Here is a 24,412-nt window from a genome sequence, read left to right as displayed (position 1 = left end):
AACGAGCTGCGGCCGCGGCGGAAACGCGCATGCTGATCGACGGCAAGTTGGTCGCAGCGTCCTCCGGTGCGCAGTTCGACAATCTCAGCCCGGCCACCGGGCGGCTGTTGGGAAGCACCGCGGCCGCCGACCACGACGACATGGGGCAGGCGATCGGGGCGGCCCGGCGAGCTTTCGACGACACCGATTGGTCCACCAACCGCGAGCTGCGCAAGCGCTGCCTGGCGCAGCTGCAGGCGGCGCTGGAGGCCGAGAAGGAGGAGCTGCGCACCGAGCTGATCGCCGAAGTCGGCTGCCCGGTGATGACCACCCAACTGGCACAGCTGGATTGGCCGCTGGCTGACGGGCTGCGCTATCCAACCCGGTTGATCGACGATTTCGACTGGGAGCGGCTACTCGACGGCGGCGGACTGTTCGGAGAGCGCAACGTCCGCACCGTCGTCAAGGAGCCCGTCGGTGTGGTTGCGGCGATCACGCCGTCCAATTTCCCCCTCGAGGTGATCCTCAACAAGCTGGGGCCCGCCCTGGCCGCCGGCAACACCGTCGTCCTCAAGCCCGACCCGAACACGCCGTGGAACGCCACCCGGTTGGGTCGGTTGGTCGCTGAGCACACCGACGTCCCCGCCGGGGTGGTCAATGTCGTGCCCACGCCGTCCAACGAGGTCGCGGGACTGCTGGGCGCCGATCCCCGAGTCGACATGATCTCGTTCACCGGGTCCACCGCCGTCGGTAAGCTGCTGGCCCGCACCAGCGCCGACACCATGAAGCGGACCTTTTTGGAGCTCGGCGGCAAGTCGGCGTTGATCGTGCTGGACGACGCCGACCCGGCCAAGGTGATCCCCGGCGCAGTGGGGGTGTGTGTGCACGCCGGGCAGGCCTGCGCGGCCACCACACGAGTGCTGGTGCACACCAGTCTGTTCGACCAAATGGCCGCCGCGGTCACCGCGGCCTTCGCGGCCGTGACCGTGGGCGACCCAGCGCTGCCGCAGACCCTGGTGGGACCGCTGATCAGTGCCGCGCAGAAGCGGCGCGTGCTCGACGCCTACGCCCAGGCTCGGCACGATGGAGCCGAAATCACCACCGGTGGCGGGGAAGTCGAAGACCTACCACCCGATCTGGCCGGCGGGCACTACGTGCAACCGACCGTGATTGTCGGGGTCGACAACAGCGCCGCCATCGCCCGGGAGGAAGTGTTCGGCCCGGTGGTGGTGCTGCTGCCATTCGGCGACGACGACGAGGCGGTGCGCATCGCCAACGACAGCGCCTACGGATTGGCCGGCGCGGTGGTCTCGGCATCGAACGACCGGGCGATGGGCGTGGCTCGGCGCATCCGGACCGGCGCGATCGGCGTCAACGGGGGCATGTACTACGGGGCTGACGCACCGTTCGGCGGATACAAGAGCAGCGGCTGGGGTCGGCAGTGCGGGATCGAGGGATTCGCGCAATATCTGGAGACCAAGACGATCGGCTACCGCAGACCGCGGGAGGCGTGAGGCCGGCTCGCGGTTCGGTGGACGTCACGCCGTGAACGTCACCGGCAGCGAACGCGGGGAGCGGAACGGCTGGCCGTAGATGTAGGGACTGCCCTCGGTGACCAAGGTGATCTCGCCGAGGCGGTCCAGGAGGCTTTCCATCGCGACTCGCATCTCCATGCGGGCCAGGTGTAGACCCATGCAGGTGTGCTCGCCCGCGGCGAACGTCAGGTGTGGAATCCACTTGCGGAAGATGTCGAACTCCTCCGGACGCTCCCACCGGGCCTCGTCACGGTTGGCCGAGCCGATGCAGACATCGACGACGGCGCCGGCGGGGATCTCGACGCCGGCCACCTCGGTGTCGCGGATGGCGGTGCGCTGCACCGTGGTCAACGGAGTCTCGTAACGCAGCCCCTCCTCGATGGCGGCGCCGATCAGATCGTGGTCGTCGCGCACCGCCGCGAACTGTTCGGGATGGGTGAGCAACAGGTACAGCAGGTTGCTGGTGGCCCGGTAGGTGGTCTCCAACCCTGCCGGCAGCAGCAGTCGCAGAAACGAGAAGATCGCTTCGTCGGTCAGCTTCTCGCCGTCGACTTCCGCGGTGACCAGATCGCCGATGATGTCGTCGGTGGGTCGGGATTTGCGCTTCTCCATCTGAGCCAGGAAGTAGTCCTTCAACTGCGCCGAGGCGGCGAACGCCCGCTCATAGTCGACGGTGTAGCTGATCAGCTCGATCGCCCGCTGGCGGAACCACGGCAGATCCTCTTCGGGCAGGCCCAGCAGCTTGGAGATGACCCGGGTGGGGAACTCGAAGGTGAATCCCGACACCAGATCGGCGGCGCCGTCGGCGATGAACTCGTCGATCAGGGCGGAGCAGACCGGTCGCACCACTTCCGGCTCCCAGTGCACCAGTGACTTCCGTTTGAACGCCGCCGAGACCAGGTTGCGATGTTTGCGGTGCGGCTCGCCCTCCATCGCCAGGATGGTCGGTCCGATGAACAACCCGATGGTGACGTCGTAGATGTGCGAGTTGAACGAGTCCGCATCCCGGAAGACCTGGTTGACCGCCTCGAAAGAGACTGCCGCGAACTGCGTCTTGGGTCGAAGCGACGCCGGGGTCTTGGAGTAGTCCATGACCGTCCCGGGGAAGATACCGAGTCCCTCACGCTTGCTCTGGAAGTACGGGTAGGGGTTCTTCAGGTAGTCGGCCGGCTTGTCGAGTGCGGCAGCGATGTCGTCAACCTGGCTCTCCACGGCTGATCTCCCGTCGGCGTAGCAACATACTGTAATGATTACAGTAAATGATTAAGCAATTTGTTGGCCAGGGTCAGGCGAGACTGATCGGCATCCGCTTGATGCCGTGCACGAAGGTGCTCTGCAGGTACTCCGGTTCGCCGAGGGTGACCTCGGGCAAGCGGGTGAGCAGCTCGTAGAACAGGTGCCGCAGTTCCATCCGGGCGACATGGGTTCCCAGGCAGTAGTGCGCGCCGCCACCGCCGAAACCCAGGTGCGGGTTGGTGGTGCGGGTGATGTCGAATTCATGCGGCCGGTCGAACACGCTCTGGTCGCGATTGGCCGAGCAGTAGAACAGCGCCACCTTCTCGCCGGCCTTGATCTCGGTCCCGGCGACCTCGGTGTCGACCACAGCGTGGCGGGCGAAGGCCAATACCGGTGTAGCCCAGCGTACGAATTCCTCGACCGCCCCGCCGATCCGGTTGTCGTAGTCCGCCAGCAGCCAGGCGCGCTGTTCGGGATGCTCGACGAGCGCCTTGAATGCGTGGGTGGTGGCCTGCTTGGTGGTGTCGTTGCCGGCGGATCCCAGCAACACCATGAACGAACCGAGTTCGGCGTCGGTCAGCCGATGGCCGTCGACCTCGGCGTTGACCAGCTCGGTCATCAGGTCATCGTGCGGTTCGGCGCGGCGGCGTTGTGCCAATTCGATCCCGGAACCGGCCAGCACCCCCAGCTGCGTCATGACGTGCACGGCCCGCTCCTCCAGCGAGGCGTACTCGTCGTCGCTGCTGCTGAACAGACATTCGGCGGCATAGGCCACCTTCTGCTGATCGGCCGGGTCGATGCCGATCATGTCCGAGACGGTACGCATCGGCAGTAGGCCCGAACAGCTTGCGACGAAGTCGATCTGGTCGCCGCTGCGCAGTTGGGCCAGCAGGTCGTCGACGATGCTGCGGGAGTTGGCCTTGATCTGCTCCTCGATGCGCCGGACCTGGCGCGGTGTGAATCCCGAACTGATGAGCTTGCGATACCGGGTGTGGTCGGGCGGGTCCATCGCCAGGAAGAACGTCATGTTGCGCTGGATCTCGGCCGGCATCGGGTCGACGCTGACCCCCTCACGGGAACAGAACAGCTCTTCATGCTGGCTGATGAACTTGACGTCGGCGTGCCGGGTCGCCGCCCAGTATCCGGTCTCCTGATTGGGGAATACGGCGTCCATCGGTCGGTGCCAGGTCAGGCCGGGCTCGTCGCGCAGCGTCGCGAACGTCTCGTCCCGGGTCCGGAAGTCCCTGCCCCAGAACTCGGTTTCGGAGATGTCGAGCCGATGATAGGGGTGCGGCGAAATCGGTGTTGCAGGTGACGAATCCAGTGTCATCAGTTTCCTCTCGCTTGGCCCTGGGGGACGGGTGTCCCGGCGGTGATCGCATTGATGAAGCCGCCGTCGAAATCGCCGCGCTGGTGGAAGTGCGCGGCTGTGGCGGCGCCGATTCCCGACCCCGCGCCCACGACCACGACTCTGCGCTGCTGGTTGGTCATCCTCGCCAGCTTCCTGGTGTACCCGAAAAGTCGACAGTAAGCACGACTGTAACGAATTCGGGGCTGGTGAACAATGCTACGGTTGGCCTCACCGGATAGCCGAAAGCTGCCCAGAGGAGCGGAGAATGAGCGCAACCGGCCAGGTCGTCGGATTCGTCGGAGCAGGCCAGATGGGCGAACCGATGGTGCTGCGACTGGTTGCCGCCGGGCATCGGGTCCAGGTGTACGCGCGCCGGCCCGAGGTGCGCGAACGGCTCGCGGCCGCCGGTGCGGTGCCGGTGGATTCGGTGGCCGCCGCCACCCGGGATGCCGGCGTCGTGATCAGCTGCCTGTTCTCCGACGCGCAACTGCTCGAAGTCGCGACCGGTGCCGACGGCCTGCTGGCCAACGCCGATTCCAGCACCGTCGTGGTATCCCACACCACGGGAACGGTGAGCACGCTGACCACGTTGGCGGCGCAGTTCCCGGACGGCCCCGTGCTGGTGGATGCACCGGTCAGCGGCGGGGCACATGACATCGAAGCCGGCCGGCTGACGGTGCTGCTCGGCGGCCCCGACGACGCGGTGGCCCGCGCGTATCCGGTCCTGACGGCCTACGCCGACCCGGTGATCCGCACCGGCGGACTGGGCACCGCGCTCAACCTCAAGCTGATCAACAACGTGCTGTTCGCCGCCAACGCGCAACTGGTCGCCGCCGCGGTCGAGTTGGGCAAGAACCTCGGAGTGCGCGACACCAGCCTGTTCGAGGCGCTGGAACAGTGCAGCGGCGGCAGCCGGGCAGCGGGGTACGTGCAGTCGGCCGGGGGCGTGGACAGTTTCGCCAAAATCGTCGCGCCCTTCATGCGCAAAGACGTGGCGGCCTGCATCGAGGCCGCCGCCGACCGTGGCGTGGAACTGGGCCAGTTGCAGACCGTGGCCCAGAACGGGCCGCTGGACCTGTCATGACCACCGACCTGGCCAACCTGCTGGATAAGCAGCGGCGCTCGTTCGCCGACGACGGCCCGCCCAGTGCCGCGGTTCGGCGCAATCGCATCGATCGGTTGCTGGCAATGGTGCTGGACAATGTGGACGCCTTCACCGCGGCGATGGCGGACGACTTCGGGACCCGATCCCGGGCGGCCTGCATGGCAACCGAGATGATCGGCATGATCCCCGTGGTCGAGCACACCAGATCGCATGTCCGACAATGGATGCGTCCCAGCAGGCTACTGCGTGGGGCACGACTGGTCGGGCTGCGTGCCGAGGTGCAACCGAGTCCCCTTGGCGTGGTGGGCATCATCGGGCCGTGGAACTTCCCCCTGCAACTGGTGGTCGTACCCGCGGCCGCGGCCTTCGCCGCGGGCAACCGGGTGATGGTCAAGATGTCCGAGATCACTTCGCGGACCGCTGATCTGATGGCGCGATTGGCGCCGAAGTACTTCGATGAGAACGAGTTCGCCGTCGTGACCGGCGGCGCTGACGTTGCGGCCGCGTTCACCCGTCTGCCGTTCGACCACATCTTCTTCACCGGCTCGCCATCGGTGGGTGCCCTGGTGCAGCGCGCCGCCGCGGAAAACCTGGTTCCGGTGACCTTGGAACTGGGCGGAAAGAACCCGGTCCTGGTGGCGCCCGGTGCCGACATCTCGCGCTCGGCGAAGCGGATCGCGTCGGCTCGGATGGTCAACGGCGGGCAGGTCTGCGTGTGTCCGGACTATGTACTGGTGCCCGAAGGCGATGTTGACGCTTTCGTCGACGTCGCCCGGCAGACTTTGCGGGACATGTTCCCGACGATCCTGGCCAATGACGATTACTGCTCAAGTGTCAACGACGCCAACTTCGATCGGGTGCTGGGCCTGATCGACGATGCGCGCGACCGCGGGGCCGTCGTGGAGAGCATCGCGCCCGCCGGGGAGATGCTGCCGGACCGCTCCTCCCGCAAGATCGCCCCCACCATCGTGCGCGGCGTCGATGCGACCATGCGCATCGCCGCTGAAGAGATCTTCGGCCCGGTGCTGACGGTGCAGGGCTACGCCACATTGGACGAAGCGATCGAGACGATCAACGCGCGCCCCGCGCCGCTGGTCGCCTACTGGTTCGGCCCGGACGACAAGAATTTTCGAGACTTCCTGCGGCGCACCCGAAGCGGGGGAGTGGCCCGCAACGATTTCGCCGCGCAGATGGTTCCGTCCGGGGCGCCGTTCGGCGGCGTGGGCCGCAGCGGCATGGGCGCCTACCACGGCAAGGCCGGCTTCGACGCGTTCAGCCACTACCGGACCGTGGTGGGCTCCGATCTGCCGTTCAGTCTGACCGGCAGCGCCGCGCCGCCGTTTCGGCCCACGATGAGGTTCTACGCCGATGCGATGTTGCGCTCGGCGCGCAACAGGACCGGACGCCGGATCAGGCGCGGCTGATCTCGCGTCAGCCCTGCTCGGCCTGCTCGCGCGCCCACCGGTAGTCGGCTTTACCGGCCGGGCTGCGCACGATCGTCGACCGGAACACAATCGCCTTGGGCAGCTTGTAGCGGGCCAGCGAGCTGCCCGCGTGCTCGATGAGCTCCTGGGCCGTGACGGCGGCCCCCTCGGCCAGGGCCACCACGGCCACCACCTCCTGGCCCCAGCGCTCACTGGGCCGGCCCGCGACCACCACATCGACGACGCTCGGATGCGACGCGAGGGCCGTCTCGACCTCTTCGGCGAAGATCTTCTCCCCGCCGGAGTTGATCGTCACCGAATCCCGGCCGAGCAGCTCGATCGATCCGTCCTTCAGGTGCCGGGCGCGGTCGCCGGGAACAGCGAAGCGCGCCCCGTCGATCACCGGGAACGTCGCCGCGGTCTTGGCGGCATCGCCCTTGTAGCCCAGGGGCACATAGCCACGCTGACCCAGCCAGCCCAGACCGTCGTGCCCGGGTTGCAGCACGGATCCGAGGTCTTCGGCCACCACGCAGGTGTCCGGTCCGCCGGCGAAGGTTCCGGTGGAGACCGCGCCCGACGTCGACATGTGACGCATCTGGGCGCCGGTCTCCGATGAACCGACCCCGTCGATCACCATTGCGCCGGGCAGGGTCTCGACGATCTGCTGTTTGACGTACGGCGTCAGCAGCGCCCCGCCGTTTGCCACCACCAGCAGCGACGAAACGTCGGCACTGCCTTTGCGAATCGCGTCGAGCAGTGGCCGGGCCATCGCGTCGCCGACCACCGTCACCGACAGCACCTTCTCCCGCTCAATGGCGCGTACCACGTCGTCGGCGTCGAAATGGTCCACCACCGAAGGGAAGACCAGGGTTTGGCCGGTGTTGATCGCGGTCATCACCGCCCACTGCGCGGCACCGTGAATCAGCGGCGGCAGGATCATCAGCTTGACGCCGGGGTTGTCCCGGGCCGGCCCGACGATGTCGTCGATGCTGCTGACCTCTTCGGCGGTCATCAGATTGCGGCCGCCGAATGAGCCCATGAAGATGTCGTGCTGACGCCAGAGCACGCCCTTGGGCATCCCGGTGGTACCGCCGGTGTAGAGCACGTAGAGGTCGTCGGGCGAGGGCTGCACCGGTGGCGGCTCCGGTGAGCTGTCCGCCAGCACCGTCTCGTAGTCGACCGCCCCGTCGAGCAGCGCGTTGCCGGAGTCGTCGGCGATCTGGATGAGCACCTTGAGCTGGGGCAGGTCGGGGAGTACTTCGGCCAGGGTGGGGGCGAACGCGGCGTGATACACCAGCGCGCCGGCTCCGGAATCTGCCAGCAGGTAGGCCAATTCCTTACGCACGTAGCGGTAGTTGACGTTGAACGGGGCCACCCGGGCGCGGAAGCTGCCCAGCAGGGTCTCGACGAACTCGTTGCCGTTGTAGGCGTAGATGCCCAGCAGGTCCTGGCCGGTCTCGTGCTGCGACAACTCCGACCGCGGCGTGTGGCAGCCCAGCCCACGCGAGTGCAGGTAGGACGCCAGCCGGTTGGATCGCTCGAGGATCTGCGCGTAGGTGTAACGCCGGTCGCCCTGGACGATCATGTCGCGGTCGGGAATCGCCGCGGCCACCGCGTCGGTGACCTCCGGCACGGTGAACTGGGTCAGGGGTGCCACGTGTGCATCAGCTCCTCAGTGGTGGTGATCGTCGCCGGCGGGGACACGGTGTTGTCGATAATGGCAGCACCGTACTCGCCCGCGGCATCGGCCACCGCAGCGTGCCAGGTCCTCCCAGGTCGGCGGCCACGGCAAGGCGGGCGGTCAGCTCAGGTCGGCGGGGGGCGCATCGTAGAACTGCGTCGCCCATTTGCGCAGGGTCATAAACGGTTTCGCGTCGACCTTGGACAGTGCGGGATTCTGGATGTAGCGCTGATAGCGCCAGATGTCCAGGTCGTCCTCGACCGTGGTCAGGAACTGCTTCTCTACGCGCGCCCGCACGTCATCCGGCGGTGCGTCGGAGTCGTCGCCGGGAATCCGCGGCCACCAGATCGAATAGAACAGATCTGAGCGGCCGTCGTCCACCGGCGTGCAGGCGAAGATCAGCCGGTGCTGCTGCACACCCTCGAAGATGCTGATCGCCCCGCCGAGCCCGAACAGATGGCTGTGGAACCGCAACGCCATCTGCTCCGGATCATCGGCCTTCTCATCGGGAAAGCCGGCGACGAAGTGCCACTCCTGGTCGACCATCTTCCACTCAAGCACCCTCGGCGTCACCGTCGCGTGGTGCACGTACTGGAAATGTGCGCTGTCAGCGGCGTTCTCGGCGACGATCTGCGGATGAACGGGTTCTCCCTCCAGGCGTCGGGAGAACTCCGGGTAGGCCCGGTGGTAGCCCTGCGGGCCGGTGGTGAACTGCGGAAATTTGCCGAAGATGTCGGGCATCTCCCAGTTGGGTTCGGCGCCGTCGGGATGGTGCCATACGAACACGCAGCCGTGCTGCTCGCGGACGGGGTAAACCCGAAGCCGCAAAGCCTTGTTCGGCCGATCCGGCTGATAGGGAATGAATTTGTTGCAGCCGTCGGGGCCCCACTGCCAGCCGTGAAACGGGCACTCGACGCGGTCCTCGACCACCGTTCCGCCGTGGCCCAGGTGGGCGCCCATGTGCTTACAGTGCGCCTCCATCACATGCAGTTCGCCGCTGGTGTCTCGGTAGGCGACCAGGTCCTCCCCGAAGTAATGCAGGGCACGGGTCGTTCCGGTGGCGAACTCCGGCGACCAGCCGATCATGAACCAACCGGTGACCTTCCAGGTGAACGGAACCTTCATCGCGCGTGTCCTCTCGCGGGCGGTCAACTGAATACCGTACCGTAAACCCATCGATAAGCGCACCGGGGCGGAATGGAGCGTGGTGATGAACCGGTCCGATCGGGTCCTCGACGAGCTGGGTTACTACCTGCTGGCCGGTGCCGGCGGCGATGGACCGGCCGGGTTGCCCGATGAGGCCCGCAGGGGCGAGGAACTCGGCTTCGGCACCGCGTTCATCTCCGAACGCTGGAACGTCAAAGAGGCATCGTCATTGGTCGGGGCGGCGTGCGCAGTCACTCACCGGATGCAGATCGCCACCGCGGCAACCAATCACAACACCCGCCACCCGCTGATCACCGCATCGTGGGCGACCACCATGCACCGGCTGTCCGGGGGACGGTTCACCCTCGGCATCGGGCGTGGGGTGGCCGCCCTCTACGCCGCGTTCGGGATCCCGAACGTGACCACCGCGCAGATGGCCGACTTCGCCCAGGTGATGCGCCGACTCTGGAACGGTGAGGTGATCGTCAACCACGACGGGCCGATCGGCCGCTACCAGGTGCTGTTCTTGGATCCGGATTTCCAGGAGGACATCCGGCTGGCGCTGGTGGCATTCGGTCCGAAGACGCTGGAGTTGGGCGGGCAGCTGTTCGACGACGTCATCCTGCACACCTACTTCACCCCGGAGACCCTGCAGCGCAGTGTGCGCACGGTGAAGGATGCCGCGCAACGCGCCGGCCGCGACCCGAACAGCGTGCGCGTGTGGTCGTGTTTGGCCACCGTGGGCGATCACCTGCCCGAAGAGCTGCGGCTGAAAAAGACCGTGGCGCGCCTTGCCACCTACCTACAGGGTTACGGCGATCTGCTGGTGCGCACCAACAACTGGGATCCGGCGGTGCTGCAGCGCTTTCGCCAAGACCCGGTGGTGACGTCGATTCCGGGCGGGATCGATCACAAGGCCACCGCCGAGCAGATCGAGCACATCGCGACGTTGATCCCCGACGAGTGGCTGGAACCCGCGGCGACCGGCCCGGTGCGGGCCTGCGCTGAACGCATTCGCCGGGAGCTCGACTACGGCGCGGACGCGGTGATCCTGCATGGCGCCACCCCGGACGAACTGGAGCCGGTGGTCGGCGCCTACCGCGACATCGCGAAGTGAGACGAATGCCGTCAGTCCAGGCCACCGCGGATCGCGTCGAACGCCTCGCCGAGCACGTCGGGCAGCTCCAGTGACTCATCGCCCAGCCAGCGTTCGTAGGCGCTGAGCGCCACCCCCAGCATCATCCAGGCCACCGTCTGCGGGCGCAGGTCAGTGGCGTGCAGGCCCGCCCGCCGTGCCACGAATTCGGCGATCACGGTGCGCCAGCCGGCGTACATCGTCATCGAGTAGGCCTGCAACTCATCGGTCTGCAGGATCACCCGCATCCGCCGGCGATGGCGCGCCGTCTCACTGTCGCCGAAGGTGTTGAACGCCAACAGTGCTGCACGCAGCGCCTCGCCGAGAGGCGCCTCGGGCTCGATACCGTCCAGCAGTTCCCGCAGCTGTCGCAGGTGCGCGTCGAAGTCGCCCCACGGAATGGCATTCTTCGAGGCGTAGTACCGGAACACCGTGCGACGGCCGATACCGGCGGCCTGCGCCACGTCGTCAACACTGACCTCGCCGAATCCGCGGGCGGCGAACAGGTCGATCGCCACGTCGGTGATGTGCTGCGGGGTGGTGGAGCGGCGCCGCCCGGCGCGCGGGTGCGGATCCGGCGTACCGCCCATCTGACAGCCCCACTTCCTTTACGGCACTCGATGCCATATTCTGTCGGAGATTGTGACCGACCCGACAGTCGGTTGTCGACCACCCATGAGAAAGGCTCGCGTCATGGACCAGAACCAGCAGAACGAGGCCGCCGCCGAGATCGTCACCGAGACCCTGGTCGAAGAGGTGTCCATCGACGGCATGTGCGGCGTCTACTGACCATGCCGGAGGTCGCCGTGGCCTCGGAGGCAACAGCGTTCGACCCCGACCGCGGCTGGGAGCTGCACCCGCAGGTGGCGCTCCGTCCGGAGCCGTTTGGTGCCTTGCTGTACCACTTCGGCACCCGCAAATTGTCGTTCCTGAAGAACCGCACCATCGTGGCGGTGGTGCGGTCTCTTCCGGACCACGACGATGTCCGATCCGCCTGCCGCGCAGCCGGAGTCGACGATGCTGACCAGGGTCCGTACCTGCATGCGCTGCGGGTGCTGGCGGATTCGAAGATGCTGATGCCCAGGGAGGGCCAATGACATCCGTGGCACCGGTGCCCCGGCTGATCGAGCAGTTCGAGCACGGGCTCGACGCGCCGATCTGCCTGACGTGGGAACTGACCTACGCCTGCAATCTGGCGTGCGTGCACTGCCTGTCCTCGTCGGGCAAGCGTGATCCGCGCGAGCTGTCCACCCAGGCGTGCAAGGACATCATCGACGAGCTGGAACGCATGCAGGTGTTCTACGTCAACATCGGTGGCGGGGAACCCACTGTGCGCTCGGACTTCTGGGAGCTGGTGGACTACGCCACCGAACATCACGTCGGTGTGAAGTTCTCCACCAACGGTCTGCGGATCACCCCTGAGATTGCGGCCAAACTGGCCGCCAGCGACTACGTCGACGTGCAGATCTCCCTGGACGGCGCCACCGCAGAGGTCAACGACCCCATTCGCGGCCCCGGCTCGTTCGACATGGCGATCCGCGCGCTGGAGAACCTGGCCGCGGCCGGATTCTCCGACGCCAAGATCTCGGTGGTCGCGACCCGTCACAACATCGACCAGCTTGACGATTTCGCCGCGTTGGCCAGCCGCTATGGAGCCACGCTGCGCATCACGCGGCTGCGGCCGTCGGGGCGGGGCGCCGACGTGTGGGACGACCTGCATCCGACCGCCGACCAGCAGGTCCAGCTGTACAACTGGCTGGTGGCCAACGGGGAACGGGTTCTCACCGGGGACTCCTTCTTCCACCTGTCCGGACTGGGCGCGCCCGGAGCGCTGGCCGGCCTGAACATGTGTGGCGCCGGGCGGGTGGTCTGCCTCATCGACCCCGTCGGCGATGTCTACGCCTGCCCATTCGCCATCCACGACCGCTTCCTGGCTGGAAACGTGTTGTCCGACGGTGGTTTTGACAACGTCTGGAAGAACGCCCCGCTGTTTCGTGAACTACGGGAGCCGCAGTCCGCGGGAGCATGCGGAAGCTGCGACCACTACGACAGCTGCCGGGGCGGCTGCATGGCCGCAAAGTTCTTCACCGGCTTGCCGCTGGATGGGCCCGATCCAGAATGTGTCCAAGGCTATGGCGCACCCGCGCTGGCCCAGGACCGCAGTAAGCCCCGGCCGGCCGCGGACCACTCCCGCGGCAAGCCGATCACCAACGTGGTGCCGTTGACGCTGTCCATGCGTCCGCCGGCCCGCCTCTGCAATGAAAGTCCCATCTGACAATGGCTCGTAATGTCTGGTTCGAAACTGTTGCTATTGCCCAGGAGCGAGCCAAGAAGCGCCTCCCAAAATCGGCGTACTCGTCGCTGATCTCGGCCAGTGAAAAGGGTTTGACGGTCAGCGACAACGTGGCCGCTTTCAGCGAACTGGGATTCGCTCCGCACGTGGTGGGCGCGCCGGCCAGTCGCGAACTGTCGACAACCGTTATGGGGCAAGAGATTTCCATGCCGGTGATCATCTCGCCGACCGGCGTGCAGGCGGTGGATCCGGATGGTGAGGTCGCCGTCGCACGAGCGGCCGCGGCCCGCGGCACCGCGATGGGTCTCTCGTCGTTTGCCAGCAAGCCGATGGAGGAGGTGATCGCAGCCAACCCCAAGACCTTCTTTCAGATCTACTGGCTGGGCGGTCGCGACGCCATCGCCGAGCGGGCGGAGCGCGCCAGGGCAGCCGGGGCGGTCGGGATGATCGCGACCACCGACTGGAGCTTCTCGCACGGCAGGGACTGGGGCAGCCCCACCATCCCGGAGCAGATGGACCTCAAGACCATGGTCAAGATGATGCCGGAGGCGCTCTCCAGGCCCGGATGGTTGTGGCGGTGGGCGAAGACCATGCGTCCGCCGAGCCTGCGGGTGCCCAACCAGGCGGGCCGCGGGGAGGCCGGACCACCGTTCTTTCAGGCCTATGGGGAATGGATGGGCACGCCGCCCCCGACCTGGGAAGACATCGCCTGGCTGCGTGAGCTGTGGGGCGGACCGTTCATGCTCAAAGGCGTGATGCGGGTAGATGACGCGAAACGTGCTGTTGATGCCGGTGTTTCGGCGATCTCAGTCTCCAACCACGGCGGCAACAACCTGGACGGCACGCCGGCGACGATCCGGGCGCTCCCGGCCATCGCCGAGGCGGTGGGCGACCAGATCGAGGTGTTGCTGGACGGCGGCATCCGACGGGGCAGCGACGTCGTCAAGGCGGTGGCGCTGGGTGCCCGCGCGGTGATGATCGGGCGCGCCTACCTGTGGGGGCTCAGTGCCGCCGGGCAGCCCGGCGTGGAGAACGTCTTGGACATCCTCCGGGGCGGCATCGACTCAGCCCTGATGGGCCTCGGCCGGGCCTCGGTGCACGATCTGACGCCGGACGACATCCTGATTCCGGACGGATTCGCCCGGGCGCTGGGCGTGCCCGCCGCCGAGGTGTAGGCGGAAGGCGGCAATCCACCGCGCGGTCGGTCGGAACGCTCACCTGGCAAAACGGCGTCAGCGCTGATACGCTCGTGGCTGGCGGGACGGGCGTGATAAAACGGACGGATTCCCGGGCCCTGAGGCGAAAAAATTTTGTAGGTCGTACACGTCAACAACTGGTGTACGACAGGTGAATTCGCTTACCATCTTCCGATGGCGGTTGGCGGCGAGCTCGGTGGTGCGACCTGGAGCGAACTGCATAACCAGCTACAGCGTGAGCCGACCGGGCGGGGGATGATGCTCCTGGTCCCCGTGGGGTCGACCGAGCAGCACGGCCCGCACCTACCGCTGGACACCGATACCCGGGTCGCACGGGCGCTCGCCGAGCGGCTGGCCGAGCGGTCGGAGGGTGCCGGGTCCGGGCCCGGCTGGACGGTGGCGCCGGCCATCGCCTACGGGGCCAGCGGGGAGCACCAGAGCTTTGCCGGCACCATCTCGATCGGCACCAAGGCACTGGTCCAACTTTTGCTGGAGTACGGCCGCTCCGCCTGTTGCTGGGCCCAGCGGGTGCTCTTCGTCAACGGCCACGGCGGCAACGTGCCCGCCCTGATCGAGGCGGTACGCCTGTTGCGGTTCGAAGGTCGCGATGTGGCCTGGCTCCCGTGCGCCGCGCCGGGCGCCGACGCCCACGCCGGTCACACCGAAACATCTCTGCTGCTACATCTTTCGCCGGACAGTGTGAGATTCGACCGGGCGCTGCCGGGCAACAGTGCGCCGGTGGCGCAGCTGCTGCCCGCTATGCGCGAGGGCGGTGTCGGCGCGGTGAGCGCTGTCGGGGTGCTCGGTGACCCGACCACCGCCACCGCCGGTGAAGGGCAGCGTCTCTTCGGCGAGATGGCCGACGCCGGCCTGGCGGCCATCGGCGCCTGGGCGCCCGGGCCGGACGGGATGCTGCGATGACCGCGGCTCGGCTGCCTGACGGCTTCGCCGTACAGGTCGACCGGAGGGTGCGGGTCCTGGGGCGTGGCTCCACGTTGTTGGGCGGCTCGCCGACCCGGCTGCTTCGGTTGGCGCCGGCCGCCCAGGGCATGCTGTCCGATGGCCGGTTGGAAGTGCGCGACGCCGTCAGCGCACAACTGGCCCGTACCCTGCTCGACGCCACAGTCGCCCATCCGCGGCCCGCCGGCGGGCCATCGTATCGAGACGTGACGGTGGTTATCCCGGTGCGGGACAACATTGTCGGGCTGCAACGTCTGGTCGCGGCACTGCGAGGTCTGCGCGTCGTGGTGGTGGATGACGGGTCGCAGGTCCCGATTCGCCGAGAGGAGCTGACCGCCGCGCACTGCTGCGAGGTGCAGGTGCTGCGCCACCCGACGAGCCGGGGACCGGCCGCAGCGCGCAACACCGGACTGCAGGCCTGCACGACGGACTTCGTGGCGTTCCTGGACTCCGATGTGGTGCCTCGCCGGGGCTGGCTGGAGGCACTGTTGGGGCACTTCTGCGACCCGGCCGTGGCGCTGGTCGCCCCCCGGATCGTCGGGATGGCCGACAGCGGCCACCTGGTCGCGCGGTATGAGGCCATCCGCTCGTCGCTGGACCTGGGCGGGTGCGAGGCGCCGGTGGTGCCCTACGGCAAGGTCGCCTATGTCCCCAGTGCGGCGATCATCTGCCGCTCCAGCACGCTGCGGGAGGTGGGGGGCTTCGACGAGGCGCTGCAATCCGGAGAAGACGTCGATCTGTGCTGGCGGCTGGTGGATGCGGGTAGTCGGCTGCGCTACGAGCCGATCGCGCAGGTAGCCCACGATCATCGAGTAGCGTTGCGGGATTGGATGGCGCGCAAGGCTTTCTACGGTGGATCGGCGGCGCCGCTGTCGGCCCGCCACCCGGACAAGGCCGCGCCGATGGTGATCTCGGGCTGGGCGCTGGCGGGCTGGGCGCTGATGGCGCTGGGCTCGGCGTTGGGCTATCTGGTGTCGCTGGCGATCGCGGCGCTGACCGGGCACCGCGTTGCCCGGTCCATGCGCGGACCGGACACCGCGCCGGCAGACGTGTTGATGGTGACGTTGCGGGGACTGGCAAATGCCGGGCTGCAACTCGCCTCGGCCCTGTGCCGGCACTACTGGCCGGTCGCCCTGCTGGCCGCGTGCCTGTCACAGCGATGCCGCCGAGCGCTGCTGCTGGCGGCGATCGCCGACGGGGTGGTGGACTGGCTGCGGCACGCACGGAGTGACGACGATGACTCCCGGCCCCTGGGGCTGCCGGCCTATCTGCTGCTCAAGCGGGTCGACGACCTGGCATACGGCGCCGGCCTGTGGAGCGGCGTGGTACGCGAACGCAACCTCGCCGCACTCAAGCCTCAGATCCGCAGCTAGGTCGCCTTGAGCGTTCCGGTGGTACACAGCGATGTGTTGGTGGTGGGGGCTGGTAGCGCGGGATCGATTGTCGCGGAAATGCTCTCGTCCGATCCCTCATGCACGGTCACGGTGCTGGAATCGGGCCCCGGCCTGGACGATCCGGCTCTGGCCGCGCAGACCGCCGACGCGCTGACATTGCCGATCGGCCCGGCGAGCCGGCTGGTGCGTCGCTACCATGCTGAGCTGCTCAGCAGGACCGACAACGCGCTGACGATCGTGCGGGGCGCGACCGTCGGAGGCTCCGGCGCGGTCAACGGGGGTTATTTCTGTCGGGGGCGCCCGGCAGACTTCGCCGGATATCCCGCAGGTTGGGCGTGGCCGCAGGTCTTGGAGTCCTTTCGGGCCATTGAGACCGACCTAGACTTTCAGGGTCCCCAGCACGGCGACGCAGGCCCGATTCCTGTGCGGCGGTCCCGTCAAATGTCCGACAGCACAAAGCGATTCAACGATGCTGTGCAACGAGCGGGGTTCGGATGGATCGACGACCTCAACGATGCGACGGTGACGACACAATCCGGGGCGGGAGCGGTGCCGCTCAACGTCACCGCCGACGGCGTGCGTACCGGACCGGGAATGGCGTACCTGCGGCCCGCATTGTCGCGGGACAACCTCGCACTGCTGACCCAGACCCGGGCGATACGCGTCGTGATCGAAGGCGATCGCGCCGTCGCCGTCGAAGCGATCGGTGAGCAGGGTCCCGTCACCTTGGCGGCCGATCGAATCATGTTGTGCGCCGGGGCGATCGGATCAGCACATCTGTTGATGCTGTCCGGTGTGGGAGTGGAGGCGATGCTGCGTGATGTCGGCATCGCGGTACACGCAGCACTCCCGGTCGGCGCTCACTGCGCGGACCACCCGGAATGGCTGGTGGCCGCGGAATGGCCGGGCACGCCCGGGCGCACCGTGCTGGAGTCCGTGCTGCACCATGAGAACTTGGAGATCCGGCCCTATACCGCCGGCTTCGCCACGATGGTCGGCGAGACCGATACGCCCGATCAGCCGCAGATCGGGGTGGCGCTGATGACTCCGCAGGCTCGCGGCCGGATAAGCCTGATCTCGGCGGACCCGCGGGTGGCGCCTCGCATCGAACACCGTTATGACACTGAGCCAGACGATCTGGCGGCGTTGTGCCGCGGTGTGGAGCTGGTCAAGCAGATCCTGGGACTGAGAGGCGTTGACACCCAACCGCGCTGGTCGACGTCACAGCACCTGTGCGGCAGTGCGCCTATCGGCGCGGACGACGATCAGGGCGCGGTGCTCGACGCGCAATGCCGGGTGCGTGGCATCGACGGCCTGTGGGTGATCGACGGCTCGGCGCTGCCCCGGATCACCAGTCGCGGGCCGCACGCGACGATCGCGATGTTCGCGCACCGCGCCGTGACACTGCTGGGTGGTCAGGACTGCAGCCGGTAGCGGATCGGCAGGTGCTTGAGGCCGCCGACGAACGTCGTCGACACCAACTGCGGCTCGCCGGCCAGTTCGATCTCTTCCAGCCGCGGCAATAGGGCGCTGAAGAAGCTGTTGATCTCCATGCGCGCCAGAGCCGAGCCCACGCAGAAGTGCACACCGTGACCGAACGCCAGGTGCTTGTTCGGGTCGCGCCCGACGTCGAAGGCGAAGGGGTCAGCGAACACGTCCTCGTCGCGGTTGGCCGAAACATAGGACAGATAGACCGATTCGCCTTCGCTGATGGGCACCCCGCGCACCTCGGTGTCGGCGGTGGCGGTGCGCATGAACTCCTTGACCGGGGTCACCCAGCGGATGATCTCCTCCACCGCGGTCGGCATCAGACCCAGGTCCGCGCGCAACCGCTCCCGCTGATCGGGGTGTTCGATCAGTGCGCGCAGTCCGCCGCTGATCGCCGCGCTGGTGGTGTCGTGTCCGGCGGTGGCGATGATCACGTAGTAGGAGGCGGTGTCCACATCCGACAACGGGGCGCCGTCGATCGTCGCGTTGGCGATCGTGGAGGCCAAGTCCTCGGTCGGTTGTGCTCGCCGGGCGGTGGTCAACGCTGCGAAGTAGGAGAAGAAGTCGAGCAGGACCGGCAGCTGCTCCTCGGGAGTCAGGCCGCGGCGGTATTCGTCGTCGTCACTGCCGAACAGCTCCTGGGTGAGCCGCAGCATGCGGCCGAAATCGGTCTCGGGCAGGCCCAACAGCGACATGATGACGTACAGCGGGTAGTTGACCGCGACCTCTTGAACGAAGTCGCACTCCGGCCCGAGCTGCACCATCTTCTCGACATAGTGGTGGGCGAGCTCATCGACGCGGGCCTTGAGCGTTCGCAACGCCCTGGGGCGGAACCAATCCGAGACGACAGCCCGCATTTTCTGGTGTTGCGGATCGTCCATATGTATCAGCGTCCGCAGGCCCATCCCCGAATCCAGCAGGGCCTGCTGCAGGTCGTCGGCGTCGGCGGGCGCCAGGAGGGGACGCGGCGCGTTGATCCACAGCTGGTTGTCGCGTTCGATCTCCATGATGTCGGCGTGCCGGGTGATGGCCCAGAACGGTCGATAGGGCCGCCGATCGACCAGGGACACCGGTGCGTGTGCGCGCAGATGGGTCAGGGCCGCGTGCAGACGCGGTTCGTCGGCATAGGCACTGGGGTCGACGAACACCTGGGCGGCCTGGTCGATGATCGGTGTGCTCAAGCCCTACTCCTCGTCGCACTTATTGACACGTGTCAGGGTGTGCCCAGTGTTACGGATCACCGCCCGTCGTGGCGGCGCTTTGGCGTGATCTTCCCCGATTAGGCTCTTCGGTCATGTCGATCGGATCGTGCCGGTGGCGTCGCCGGGTCGGCGCCGTCGTCGTGGCGGCCGCTGCGGTGCTGACGGGTGGGTGCGCGAGCTCCGACGGGGCGGCGTACCCCAGCGTGAGTCCCCGCGCGGTTGCCCTCAACGCCGATGTGGTGCGGACCGGGTCCGGCCTGTTGCGGGGAACCGTCGGGCCGGATCACCGGCTGTTTCAAGGGATCCCGTACGCCGCGCCGCCGGTGGGCCCGCTGCGATGGAAACGCCCGGCACCTGTGCCGGCGTGGCCGGGGGTGCGCGATGCGGTCAGGCGCGGGCCCTGGTGCATCCAGCCGGACGCCGGCGTCGATCCGGTCAGCGAAGACTGCCTGACGCTCAACGTCTGGACGCCCACCGGTTCTGCCGCCGAGCCGCTACCGGTCATGGTGTGGATCCACGGCGGCAGTTTCATGCGGGGGGCCGGCGATATCTATCACGCGCAGCGGCTTGCCGTCCGGGGACGCATCATCGTCGTCACCATCAACTACCGGCTGGGCGCGCTCGGTTTTCTGGCCGACACCGCACTGGGGGATCCCGGCAATTACGGCCTGGCCGACCAGCAGGCGGCACTGCGTTGGGTCCGGGACAACATCGACGAATTCGGCGGCGACCCAGACAAAGTGACGATCGCCGGTGAGTCCGCCGGGGCTATGTCGGTCTGCGACCACCTGGCCGCTCCGGATTCGGCGGGCCTGTTTCGGGCCGCGATCATCCAGAGCGGGCCGTGCCAGGCCCAGGTCGAGGTGCCCGAGGCGCAGCAGATAAGTCGCGAATACGCCGAATCCCTGGGCTGCGGTGAGCACGCGACGGAGCCGGCGGACCGTGATGAGCGAATCGCGGCGTGTCTGCGGGCGTTGCCGTCCGACCGGTTCGCCAAGCCGCTGTGGTACTCGCGGTTCGGCACGGATCGCCTCAGCGGCCCGGTGATCGGCGGGGCGCTGCTGCCCAAGGACCCGGTGCGCGAGTTCCGCGAATCGCCCGACGAGGGGGGACCTGCGGGCAAGCCGGTGCTGCTGGGGGTCAACCGTGACGAGTTCACCATGTTCGTCGCGCTGCGGTATCTGCGCGTCGGACAGGAGATCACCGCCGCCGAATACCGCGACGAGCTGGGCGACACATTCGGTCACGACTCCGCTGCGGCGGTGGCCGAGCACTATCCGCCGGGCCGGTACGACGGCAGCGTCTCGCTGGCCTATGCCGCCGCGGCGACTGACGACATCTTCGCGTGCCTGGCCGACCGGATGTCGCGCGGTCTGGCCGGCGGCGCGCCCGTCTACGGCTATGAGTTCGACGACCCGCACGCGCCGGCGCCTGAGTTATACGACCAGGTGCCGTTCCCGATCGGGGCCACCCACTCCCTGGAGATGCGCTATCTCTTCGACATCGGCGGCGCCCCGCCGCTGGACCCCGCCCAGCGCCGGTTGTCCGACCAGATGATCGAGTACTGGACGGGGTTCGTGGTGACCGGTGCGCCGGTCGCCGTCGACCAACCTGACTGGCCCGTGATCGGATCCGGACCCGAGCGGCGGTGGATGTCGCTGCGCACCGACGGCAGCCGCTTGATCAGCGACTATGCCGCCGAGCATCAGTGCGACTTCTGGGCGACCTTGCGCGGCTGAATTCGCGCCTATTCCCTCAGTGCGCCGGGATCAATATCGCTGGGCAGGTCATCCCACCCTTGACAGAAAGATTGTAGGCGCTCACTATCTATCTTAACTTCGAAGTGGGGAGCCGTCGTGGCCTATGACCTGATCATCCGCAACGGACTGTGGTTCGACGGCCTGGGCAACGCACCCCAGGTCCGCACCCTGGGCATCCGCGACGGTGTCGTCGCCGACATCGTCGCGGGCGAACTGGATGAGGCCGACTGCCCGGAGGTGATCGACGCCGCCGGCAAGTGGGTGGTCCCGGGCTTCATCGACGTGCACACCCACTACGACGCCGAGGTGCTGCTGGACCCGGGTCTGCGGGAATCGGTGCGCCACGGCGTCACCACGGTGCTGCTGGGCAACTGCTCCCTGTCGACGGTGTACGCCGAGTCCGAGGACGCCGCCGACCTGTTCAGCAGGGTCGAGGCGGTTCCGCGCAAGTTTGTGCTGGACGCGCTGCAGTCCCACAAGACCTGGTCCACCCCTGCCGAGTACGTGCGTGCCCTCGAGGAGTTGCCGCTCGGGCCCAACATCAGCTCCATGCTCGGCCACTCCGACCTGCGGACCGCGGTGCTCGGTTTGGATCGCGCCACCACCGACGGCGTCGTCCCGACCGATGCCGAGCTGGAGAAGATGGCCGACCTACTCGACGCGGGCCTCGACGCCGGGCTGCTGGGCATGTCCGGCATGGATGCCCCCATCGACAAGCTCGACGGCGACCGGTTCCGGTCCCGGGCGCTGCCGTCGACATTCGCCACCTGGCGGGAGCGTCGTCGGTTGATCAGGGTGCTGCGTAAGCGCGGGCGGATACTGCAGAGTGCGCCCGACGTCCGAAACCCCTTGACGGCCTTGAACTTCTTCTTGACCAGCAGTGGCATGTTCGGCCGGCGCCGCGGGGTTCGGATGAGCCTGCTGGTCTCCGCGGACGCCAAGTCGGCGCCGGGCGCGGTGCGGGTCTTCGGCCCGGGAGCGCGGCTGCTCAACGCCGTGCTCGGATCCAGTGTGCGGTTCCAGCACCTGCCGGTTCCGTTCGAGTTGTATTCGGACGGAATCGATCTGCCGGTGTTCGAGGAGTTCGGTGCGGGCACCGCCGCGCTGCACCTGCGCGACCAGCTGGAGCGCAACGCGCTGCTCGCCGACACCGAATACCGCCGCAAGTTCCGCAAGGCCTTCGACCGCAAGAAGCTGGGCCCGTCGCTGTGGCACCGCGACTTCCACGACGCGGTGATCGTCGAATGCCCGGATGCCGGCCTGATCGGCAAGAGCTTCGGGCAGATCGCCGAAGAGCGCGGGCTGCACCCGCTGGATGCGTTCCTCGATGTGTTGGTGGACAACGGCGAACGCAACGTCCGCTGGACCACGACGGTGGCGAACCACCGGCCCAAGCAGCTGGACAAGTTGGCCAACGAACCGGTGATCCACATGGGGTTCTCCGACGCCGGAGCGCACCTGCGCAACATGGCCTTCTACAACTTCGCGCTGCGTCTGCTCAAGCGTGTCCGTGACGCCGAGGCTGCCGGGCGGCCGTTCATGAGCGTCCAGCGGGCGGTGTACCGGCTGACTTCGGAAGTGGCCGACTGGTTCGGGTTCGACGCCGGAACGCTGCGCAAAGGCGACCGCGCCGACTTCGTGGTGATCGACCCGGCCGGCCTGACCGACGCAGTCGACGGCTACTACGAGGAGAAGGTGCCGTTCTACGGCGACCTGAGCCGGATGGTCAACCGCAACGACGGCGCGGTGGTCGCCACCGGCGTCGGTGGCACCGTGGTGTTCCGCAACGGCCAGTTCTGCGAGGGCTACGGCACCACGGTGAAGTCCGGCCGATTCCTGCGCGCCGGATCCCGTGAGCTGCAATCGGTCTAGCGGATGGCCAGAACCCAGCAGGAGCGTCGCGAGACCACCGTCGCCCGACTGCTCGACGCCAGCATTGCCACCATTGCCGAGATCGGCTACGCGCGGGCATCGGCCAAAGTGATCGCCGCGCGCGCCGGGGTGTCGGACGGGGCGTTGTTCCGCCACTTCGGCACGATGGGCGATTTCATGGCGGCTACCGCCCAAGAGGTGCTGCGGCGTCAACTGGAGCTGTTCGGTAAGCAGGTCGCGCAGATCCCGGCGGAGGTTCCGGCGCTGGAGGCGGTGCTGACCGTATTGCGCGACCTGACCGCCAGTTCCACCAACGCGGTGGTCTACGAGCTGCTGATCGCCGCACGCACGGAAGACAAGCTGCGCGCCGTTCTGCAGGACGTGCTGGCCGACTACAGCGAGAAGATCTGCGACGCCGCGCGGGCGATTCCCGCCGCGGACACGTTTCCGCCGGAGCTCTTTCCGAACCTGGTTGCGCTGCTGACCAACACCTTTGACGGAGCGGCGATCGTACGTGCGGTACTGCCGCAACCCGAGATCGAGGCCAACCGGATCCCGCTGTTACTGGCTCTGCTGCAGGGGCAGGCCTAGGAGTCCAAGGACGGCCTGAATCAGGCGGTTTCACCCGTGGCGTGGCTGGGGCCGCGGCCGGCGTGCGTGCCGGCGGTGACTTGGCTGATGAAATCGGCGATCTCGGCGACCGCCCGGCGAGCGTCGGGGTTGAAGTCGAAGGTGAGCTGGAACATGTGCAGTGCGCGGTCCCAGATCTGAACCCAGTTCGGCACGCCGGCGGCGGTCAGCTTGTCGGCCAGGACGAAGGTGTCGTTGCGCAGCATCTCGTCGTTGCCGACCTGCAGCAGGAACGGTCCCAGCCCGCGCAGCTCCGCTTCGGGTGGCATCACCGGCAGTTCGCGGGTGCCGTTCACCGTGGCGAACACCCGGTAGATGAACATGAATGCCATGAACGGGAAGAATGGGTCACGGTGGGTGCGCGCAGCCTGACGCTTGATCTCCATGTCCGATGACGTCAGCGGTGACATCAACACCTGACCTGCGGGCCGCGGCAGGCCGGCATCACGTGCGGCGAGTGCGGTGTTCACCGCCATCAGGCCGCCGGCCGAATCCCCGGCCACCACAATGCGATCCGCGGTGAACCCGGCGTCGAGCACTCGGCGATAGGCGCACAGACCGTCGGAGACGGCCTCGTCGATGCCCGCCAGTGGCGCCAAACGGTAGCCGACGTTGAACACCTTCGCGCCGGTGGCCTCGGAGAGCTTGCTGGCGAACCGGCGGTGGGAGTTCAGGCCCAGCGTGATCAGCGCCGAACCGTGGAAGTAGACGACCACCCGGTCGGAGTCACGGGCGCCCGGTGCCACCACCCACTCGGCGGGACAGTCCGTCAGCCGCTCTGGTGTCACCTCGGTTCCCGGCAGTGCCCGGATGTAGCGCATCGGTTGGTCGATGAGGTCGAGGCGTGCCCGCTGCAGAGCGGCGGGCCAGAACCGGTCGACGACTATGCCGATCAACGTCAGCACTGCGATCGAGGTGCGCAAAAAGACTGCGGCAGCCACGGCCAGCAGTCGGGCCTGCCAGGATGCCGGACCGAAGTACGTCTGAGCCGGTCGTTCACGCCATTCCGCAAAGTTCACAGTACC

22 protein-coding genes are annotated in these 24,412 nt (G+C 67.5%); 14 read left to right on the top strand and 8 right to left on the bottom strand.

The genetic code is table 11. The annotated features are described in order from the left end of the window. The first annotated feature begins 29 nt into the window (after positions 1 to 29). Positions 30 to 1,493, top strand: a complete 1,464-nt coding sequence (locus AWC18_RS03105) for an aldehyde dehydrogenase family protein (RefSeq protein ID WP_109559977.1) — start codon at positions 30 to 32, stop codon at positions 1,491 to 1,493. A 24-nt stretch (positions 1,494 to 1,517) separates the two neighbouring features. On the opposite strand, the gene AWC18_RS03100 is transcribed toward AWC18_RS03105, so the two are convergent. From AWC18_RS03100 to AWC18_RS22175, 3 genes are all read right to left on the bottom strand, one after another. Then, positions 1,518 to 2,726 carry a cytochrome P450 gene (locus tag AWC18_RS03100; protein ID WP_085137552.1) on the bottom strand — a complete coding sequence of 403 codons (1,209 nt, stop codon included), beginning with the start codon at positions 2,724 to 2,726 and terminating at the stop codon, positions 1,518 to 1,520. Between the two features lie 73 nt (positions 2,727 to 2,799). Beyond that, positions 2,800 to 4,080, bottom strand: a complete 1,281-nt coding sequence (locus tag AWC18_RS03095) for a cytochrome P450 (protein ID WP_085137550.1) — start codon at positions 4,078 to 4,080, stop codon at positions 2,800 to 2,802. Then, positions 4,080 to 4,241 (bottom strand): hypothetical protein, encoded by a 162-nt coding sequence (locus AWC18_RS22175; RefSeq protein ID WP_272937679.1) that lies wholly within the window; start codon positions 4,239 to 4,241, stop codon positions 4,080 to 4,082. Before AWC18_RS22175 ends, AWC18_RS03095 begins: the two co-directional genes overlap by 1 nt. Before the next feature lie 125 nt (positions 4,242 to 4,366). Between AWC18_RS22175 and AWC18_RS03090 the strand changes: the two genes are divergently transcribed. Both AWC18_RS03090 and AWC18_RS03085 read left to right on the top strand, forming a co-directional pair. Continuing rightward, entirely contained in the window at positions 4,367 to 5,185 is an 819-nt protein-coding gene (locus tag AWC18_RS03090) for an NAD(P)-dependent oxidoreductase (RefSeq protein ID WP_085137548.1), read from the top strand. After that, positions 5,182 to 6,630 carry an aldehyde dehydrogenase family protein gene (locus tag AWC18_RS03085; protein ID WP_234806407.1) on the top strand — a complete coding sequence of 483 codons (1,449 nt, stop codon included), beginning with the start codon at positions 5,182 to 5,184 and terminating at the stop codon, positions 6,628 to 6,630. Before AWC18_RS03090 ends, AWC18_RS03085 begins: the two co-directional genes overlap by 4 nt. 7 nt (positions 6,631 to 6,637) lie before the next feature. Here the strand turns inward: AWC18_RS03085 and mig are convergent, their stop codons facing one another. Then, on the bottom strand, positions 6,638 to 8,287 hold the full coding sequence (gene mig / locus AWC18_RS03080; protein ID WP_085137546.1) for a medium-chain acyl-CoA ligase Mig: 1,650 nt from the start codon (positions 8,285 to 8,287) through the stop codon (positions 6,638 to 6,640). Positions 8,288 to 8,431: 144 nt separating this feature from the next. Beyond that, positions 8,432 to 9,436, bottom strand: coding sequence for an aromatic ring-hydroxylating oxygenase subunit alpha (locus AWC18_RS03075; protein ID WP_085137544.1), 1,005 nt, complete (start codon positions 9,434 to 9,436; stop codon positions 8,432 to 8,434). 85 nt (positions 9,437 to 9,521) lie between these two features. Between AWC18_RS03075 and AWC18_RS03070 the strand changes: the two genes are divergently transcribed. Continuing rightward, a complete protein-coding gene (locus tag AWC18_RS03070; protein WP_085137627.1) occupies positions 9,522 to 10,574 on the top strand; it encodes a TIGR03857 family LLM class F420-dependent oxidoreductase in 1,053 nt (350 codons plus the stop codon). An 11-nt stretch (positions 10,575 to 10,585) separates the two neighbouring features. Here the strand turns inward: AWC18_RS03070 and mftR are convergent, their stop codons facing one another. After that, positions 10,586 to 11,182 carry a mycofactocin system transcriptional regulator MftR gene (gene mftR, locus AWC18_RS03065; protein ID WP_085137542.1) on the bottom strand — a complete coding sequence of 199 codons (597 nt, stop codon included), beginning with the start codon at positions 11,180 to 11,182 and terminating at the stop codon, positions 10,586 to 10,588. Positions 11,183 to 11,285: 103 nt separating this feature from the next. On the opposite strand from mftR, the gene mftA reads away from it, so the two are divergent. From mftA to mftG, 7 genes are all read left to right on the top strand, one after another. After that, the gene (gene mftA, locus AWC18_RS03060) at positions 11,286 to 11,381 is read left to right on the top strand and encodes a mycofactocin precursor MftA (RefSeq protein WP_076049847.1); all 96 of its coding nucleotides are present in this window, start codon (positions 11,286 to 11,288) and stop codon (positions 11,379 to 11,381) included. A gap of 2 nt (positions 11,382 to 11,383) precedes the next feature. Then, positions 11,384 to 11,689 carry a mycofactocin biosynthesis chaperone MftB gene (gene mftB, locus AWC18_RS03055; protein WP_085137540.1) on the top strand — a complete coding sequence of 102 codons (306 nt, stop codon included), beginning with the start codon at positions 11,384 to 11,386 and terminating at the stop codon, positions 11,687 to 11,689. After that, positions 11,686 to 12,867, top strand: a complete 1,182-nt coding sequence (gene mftC, locus AWC18_RS03050; protein WP_085137538.1) for a mycofactocin radical SAM maturase — start codon at positions 11,686 to 11,688, stop codon at positions 12,865 to 12,867. The genes mftB and mftC overlap by 4 nt, the downstream gene beginning before the upstream one ends. Positions 12,868 to 12,869: 2 nt before the next feature. Next, positions 12,870 to 14,060 (top strand): pre-mycofactocin synthase MftD, encoded by a 1,191-nt coding sequence (mftD, locus tag AWC18_RS03045; protein ID WP_064999973.1) that lies wholly within the window; start codon positions 12,870 to 12,872, stop codon positions 14,058 to 14,060. A 195-nt stretch (positions 14,061 to 14,255) separates the two neighbouring features. Beyond that, positions 14,256 to 15,002 (top strand): mycofactocin biosynthesis peptidyl-dipeptidase MftE, encoded by a 747-nt coding sequence (mftE, locus tag AWC18_RS03040; RefSeq protein ID WP_085137536.1) that lies wholly within the window; start codon positions 14,256 to 14,258, stop codon positions 15,000 to 15,002. Continuing rightward, the gene (mftF, locus tag AWC18_RS03035; RefSeq protein WP_085137534.1) at positions 14,999 to 16,414 is read left to right on the top strand and encodes a mycofactocin biosynthesis glycosyltransferase MftF; all 1,416 of its coding nucleotides are present in this window, start codon (positions 14,999 to 15,001) and stop codon (positions 16,412 to 16,414) included. The genes mftE and mftF overlap by 4 nt, the downstream gene beginning before the upstream one ends. 6 nt (positions 16,415 to 16,420) lie before the next feature. Then, the gene (gene mftG, locus AWC18_RS03030) at positions 16,421 to 17,869 is read left to right on the top strand and encodes a mycofactocin dehydrogenase MftG (protein WP_085137532.1); all 1,449 of its coding nucleotides are present in this window, start codon (positions 16,421 to 16,423) and stop codon (positions 17,867 to 17,869) included. Here mftG and AWC18_RS03025 read toward each other — a convergent pair. Further along, a complete protein-coding gene (locus tag AWC18_RS03025; RefSeq protein WP_085137530.1) occupies positions 17,851 to 19,104 on the bottom strand; it encodes a cytochrome P450 in 1,254 nt (417 codons plus the stop codon). The genes mftG and AWC18_RS03025 overlap by 19 nt on opposite strands. A 113-nt stretch (positions 19,105 to 19,217) precedes the next feature. On the opposite strand from AWC18_RS03025, the gene AWC18_RS03020 reads away from it, so the two are divergent. The 3 genes from AWC18_RS03020 to AWC18_RS03010 all read left to right on the top strand — a co-directional run bounded on the left by AWC18_RS03020 (position 19,218) and on the right by AWC18_RS03010 (position 23,348). Then, positions 19,218 to 20,864 (top strand): carboxylesterase/lipase family protein, encoded by a 1,647-nt coding sequence (locus AWC18_RS03020; protein WP_085137528.1) that lies wholly within the window; start codon positions 19,218 to 19,220, stop codon positions 20,862 to 20,864. A 117-nt stretch (positions 20,865 to 20,981) separates the two neighbouring features. Further along, on the top strand, positions 20,982 to 22,757 hold the full coding sequence (locus AWC18_RS03015) for an N-acyl-D-amino-acid deacylase family protein (protein WP_085137526.1): 1,776 nt from the start codon (positions 20,982 to 20,984) through the stop codon (positions 22,755 to 22,757). A 3-nt stretch (positions 22,758 to 22,760) separates the two neighbouring features. Further along, the gene (locus AWC18_RS03010) at positions 22,761 to 23,348 is read left to right on the top strand and encodes a TetR/AcrR family transcriptional regulator (RefSeq protein ID WP_085137524.1); all 588 of its coding nucleotides are present in this window, start codon (positions 22,761 to 22,763) and stop codon (positions 23,346 to 23,348) included. Between the two features lie 20 nt (positions 23,349 to 23,368). On the opposite strand, the gene AWC18_RS03005 is transcribed toward AWC18_RS03010, so the two are convergent. Further along, a complete protein-coding gene (locus tag AWC18_RS03005; protein WP_085137522.1) occupies positions 23,369 to 24,406 on the bottom strand; it encodes an alpha/beta hydrolase in 1,038 nt (345 codons plus the stop codon). Positions 24,407 to 24,412 lie beyond the last annotated feature (6 nt).

It is taken from the genome of Mycolicibacter nonchromogenicus (assembly GCF_002101775.1).
Classification (GTDB): Bacteria; Actinomycetota; Actinomycetes; order Mycobacteriales; family Mycobacteriaceae; genus Mycobacterium; species Mycobacterium nonchromogenicum.
Note: the sequence above shows the minus strand (reverse complement) of the source record. Positions and strands in the feature narration are given on the sequence as shown.

Excerpts from the sequence above, each read along its gene's own strand:
- AWC18_RS03105 (WP_109559977.1), top strand. The coding sequence starts at position 30 with ATGCTGATCGACGGCAAGTTGGTCGCAGCGTCCTCCGGTGCGCAGTTC.
- AWC18_RS03095 (WP_085137550.1), bottom strand. The coding sequence starts at position 4,080 with ATGACACTGGATTCGTCACCTGCAACACCGATTTCGCCGCACCCCTAT.
- AWC18_RS22175 (WP_272937679.1), bottom strand. The coding sequence starts at position 4,241 with ATGACCAACCAGCAGCGCAGAGTCGTGGTCGTGGGCGCGGGGTCGGGA.
- AWC18_RS03090 (WP_085137548.1), top strand. The coding sequence starts at position 4,367 with ATGAGCGCAACCGGCCAGGTCGTCGGATTCGTCGGAGCAGGCCAGATG.
- AWC18_RS03085 (WP_234806407.1), top strand. The coding sequence starts at position 5,182 with ATGACCACCGACCTGGCCAACCTGCTGGATAAGCAGCGGCGCTCGTTC.
- AWC18_RS03075 (WP_085137544.1), bottom strand. The coding sequence starts at position 9,436 with ATGAAGGTTCCGTTCACCTGGAAGGTCACCGGTTGGTTCATGATCGGC.
- AWC18_RS03070 (WP_085137627.1), top strand. The coding sequence starts at position 9,522 with ATGAACCGGTCCGATCGGGTCCTCGACGAGCTGGGTTACTACCTGCTG.
- mftR (WP_085137542.1), bottom strand. The coding sequence starts at position 11,182 with ATGGGCGGTACGCCGGATCCGCACCCGCGCGCCGGGCGGCGCCGCTCC.
- mftA (WP_076049847.1), top strand. The coding sequence starts at position 11,286 with ATGGACCAGAACCAGCAGAACGAGGCCGCCGCCGAGATCGTCACCGAG.
- mftB (WP_085137540.1), top strand. The coding sequence starts at position 11,384 with ATGCCGGAGGTCGCCGTGGCCTCGGAGGCAACAGCGTTCGACCCCGAC.
- mftC (WP_085137538.1), top strand. The coding sequence starts at position 11,686 with ATGACATCCGTGGCACCGGTGCCCCGGCTGATCGAGCAGTTCGAGCAC.
- mftD (WP_064999973.1), top strand. The coding sequence starts at position 12,870 with ATGGCTCGTAATGTCTGGTTCGAAACTGTTGCTATTGCCCAGGAGCGA.
- mftE (WP_085137536.1), top strand. The coding sequence starts at position 14,256 with ATGGCGGTTGGCGGCGAGCTCGGTGGTGCGACCTGGAGCGAACTGCAT.
- mftF (WP_085137534.1), top strand. The coding sequence starts at position 14,999 with ATGACCGCGGCTCGGCTGCCTGACGGCTTCGCCGTACAGGTCGACCGG.
- AWC18_RS03020 (WP_085137528.1), top strand. The coding sequence starts at position 19,218 with ATGTCGATCGGATCGTGCCGGTGGCGTCGCCGGGTCGGCGCCGTCGTC.
- AWC18_RS03010 (WP_085137524.1), top strand. The coding sequence starts at position 22,761 with ATGGCCAGAACCCAGCAGGAGCGTCGCGAGACCACCGTCGCCCGACTG.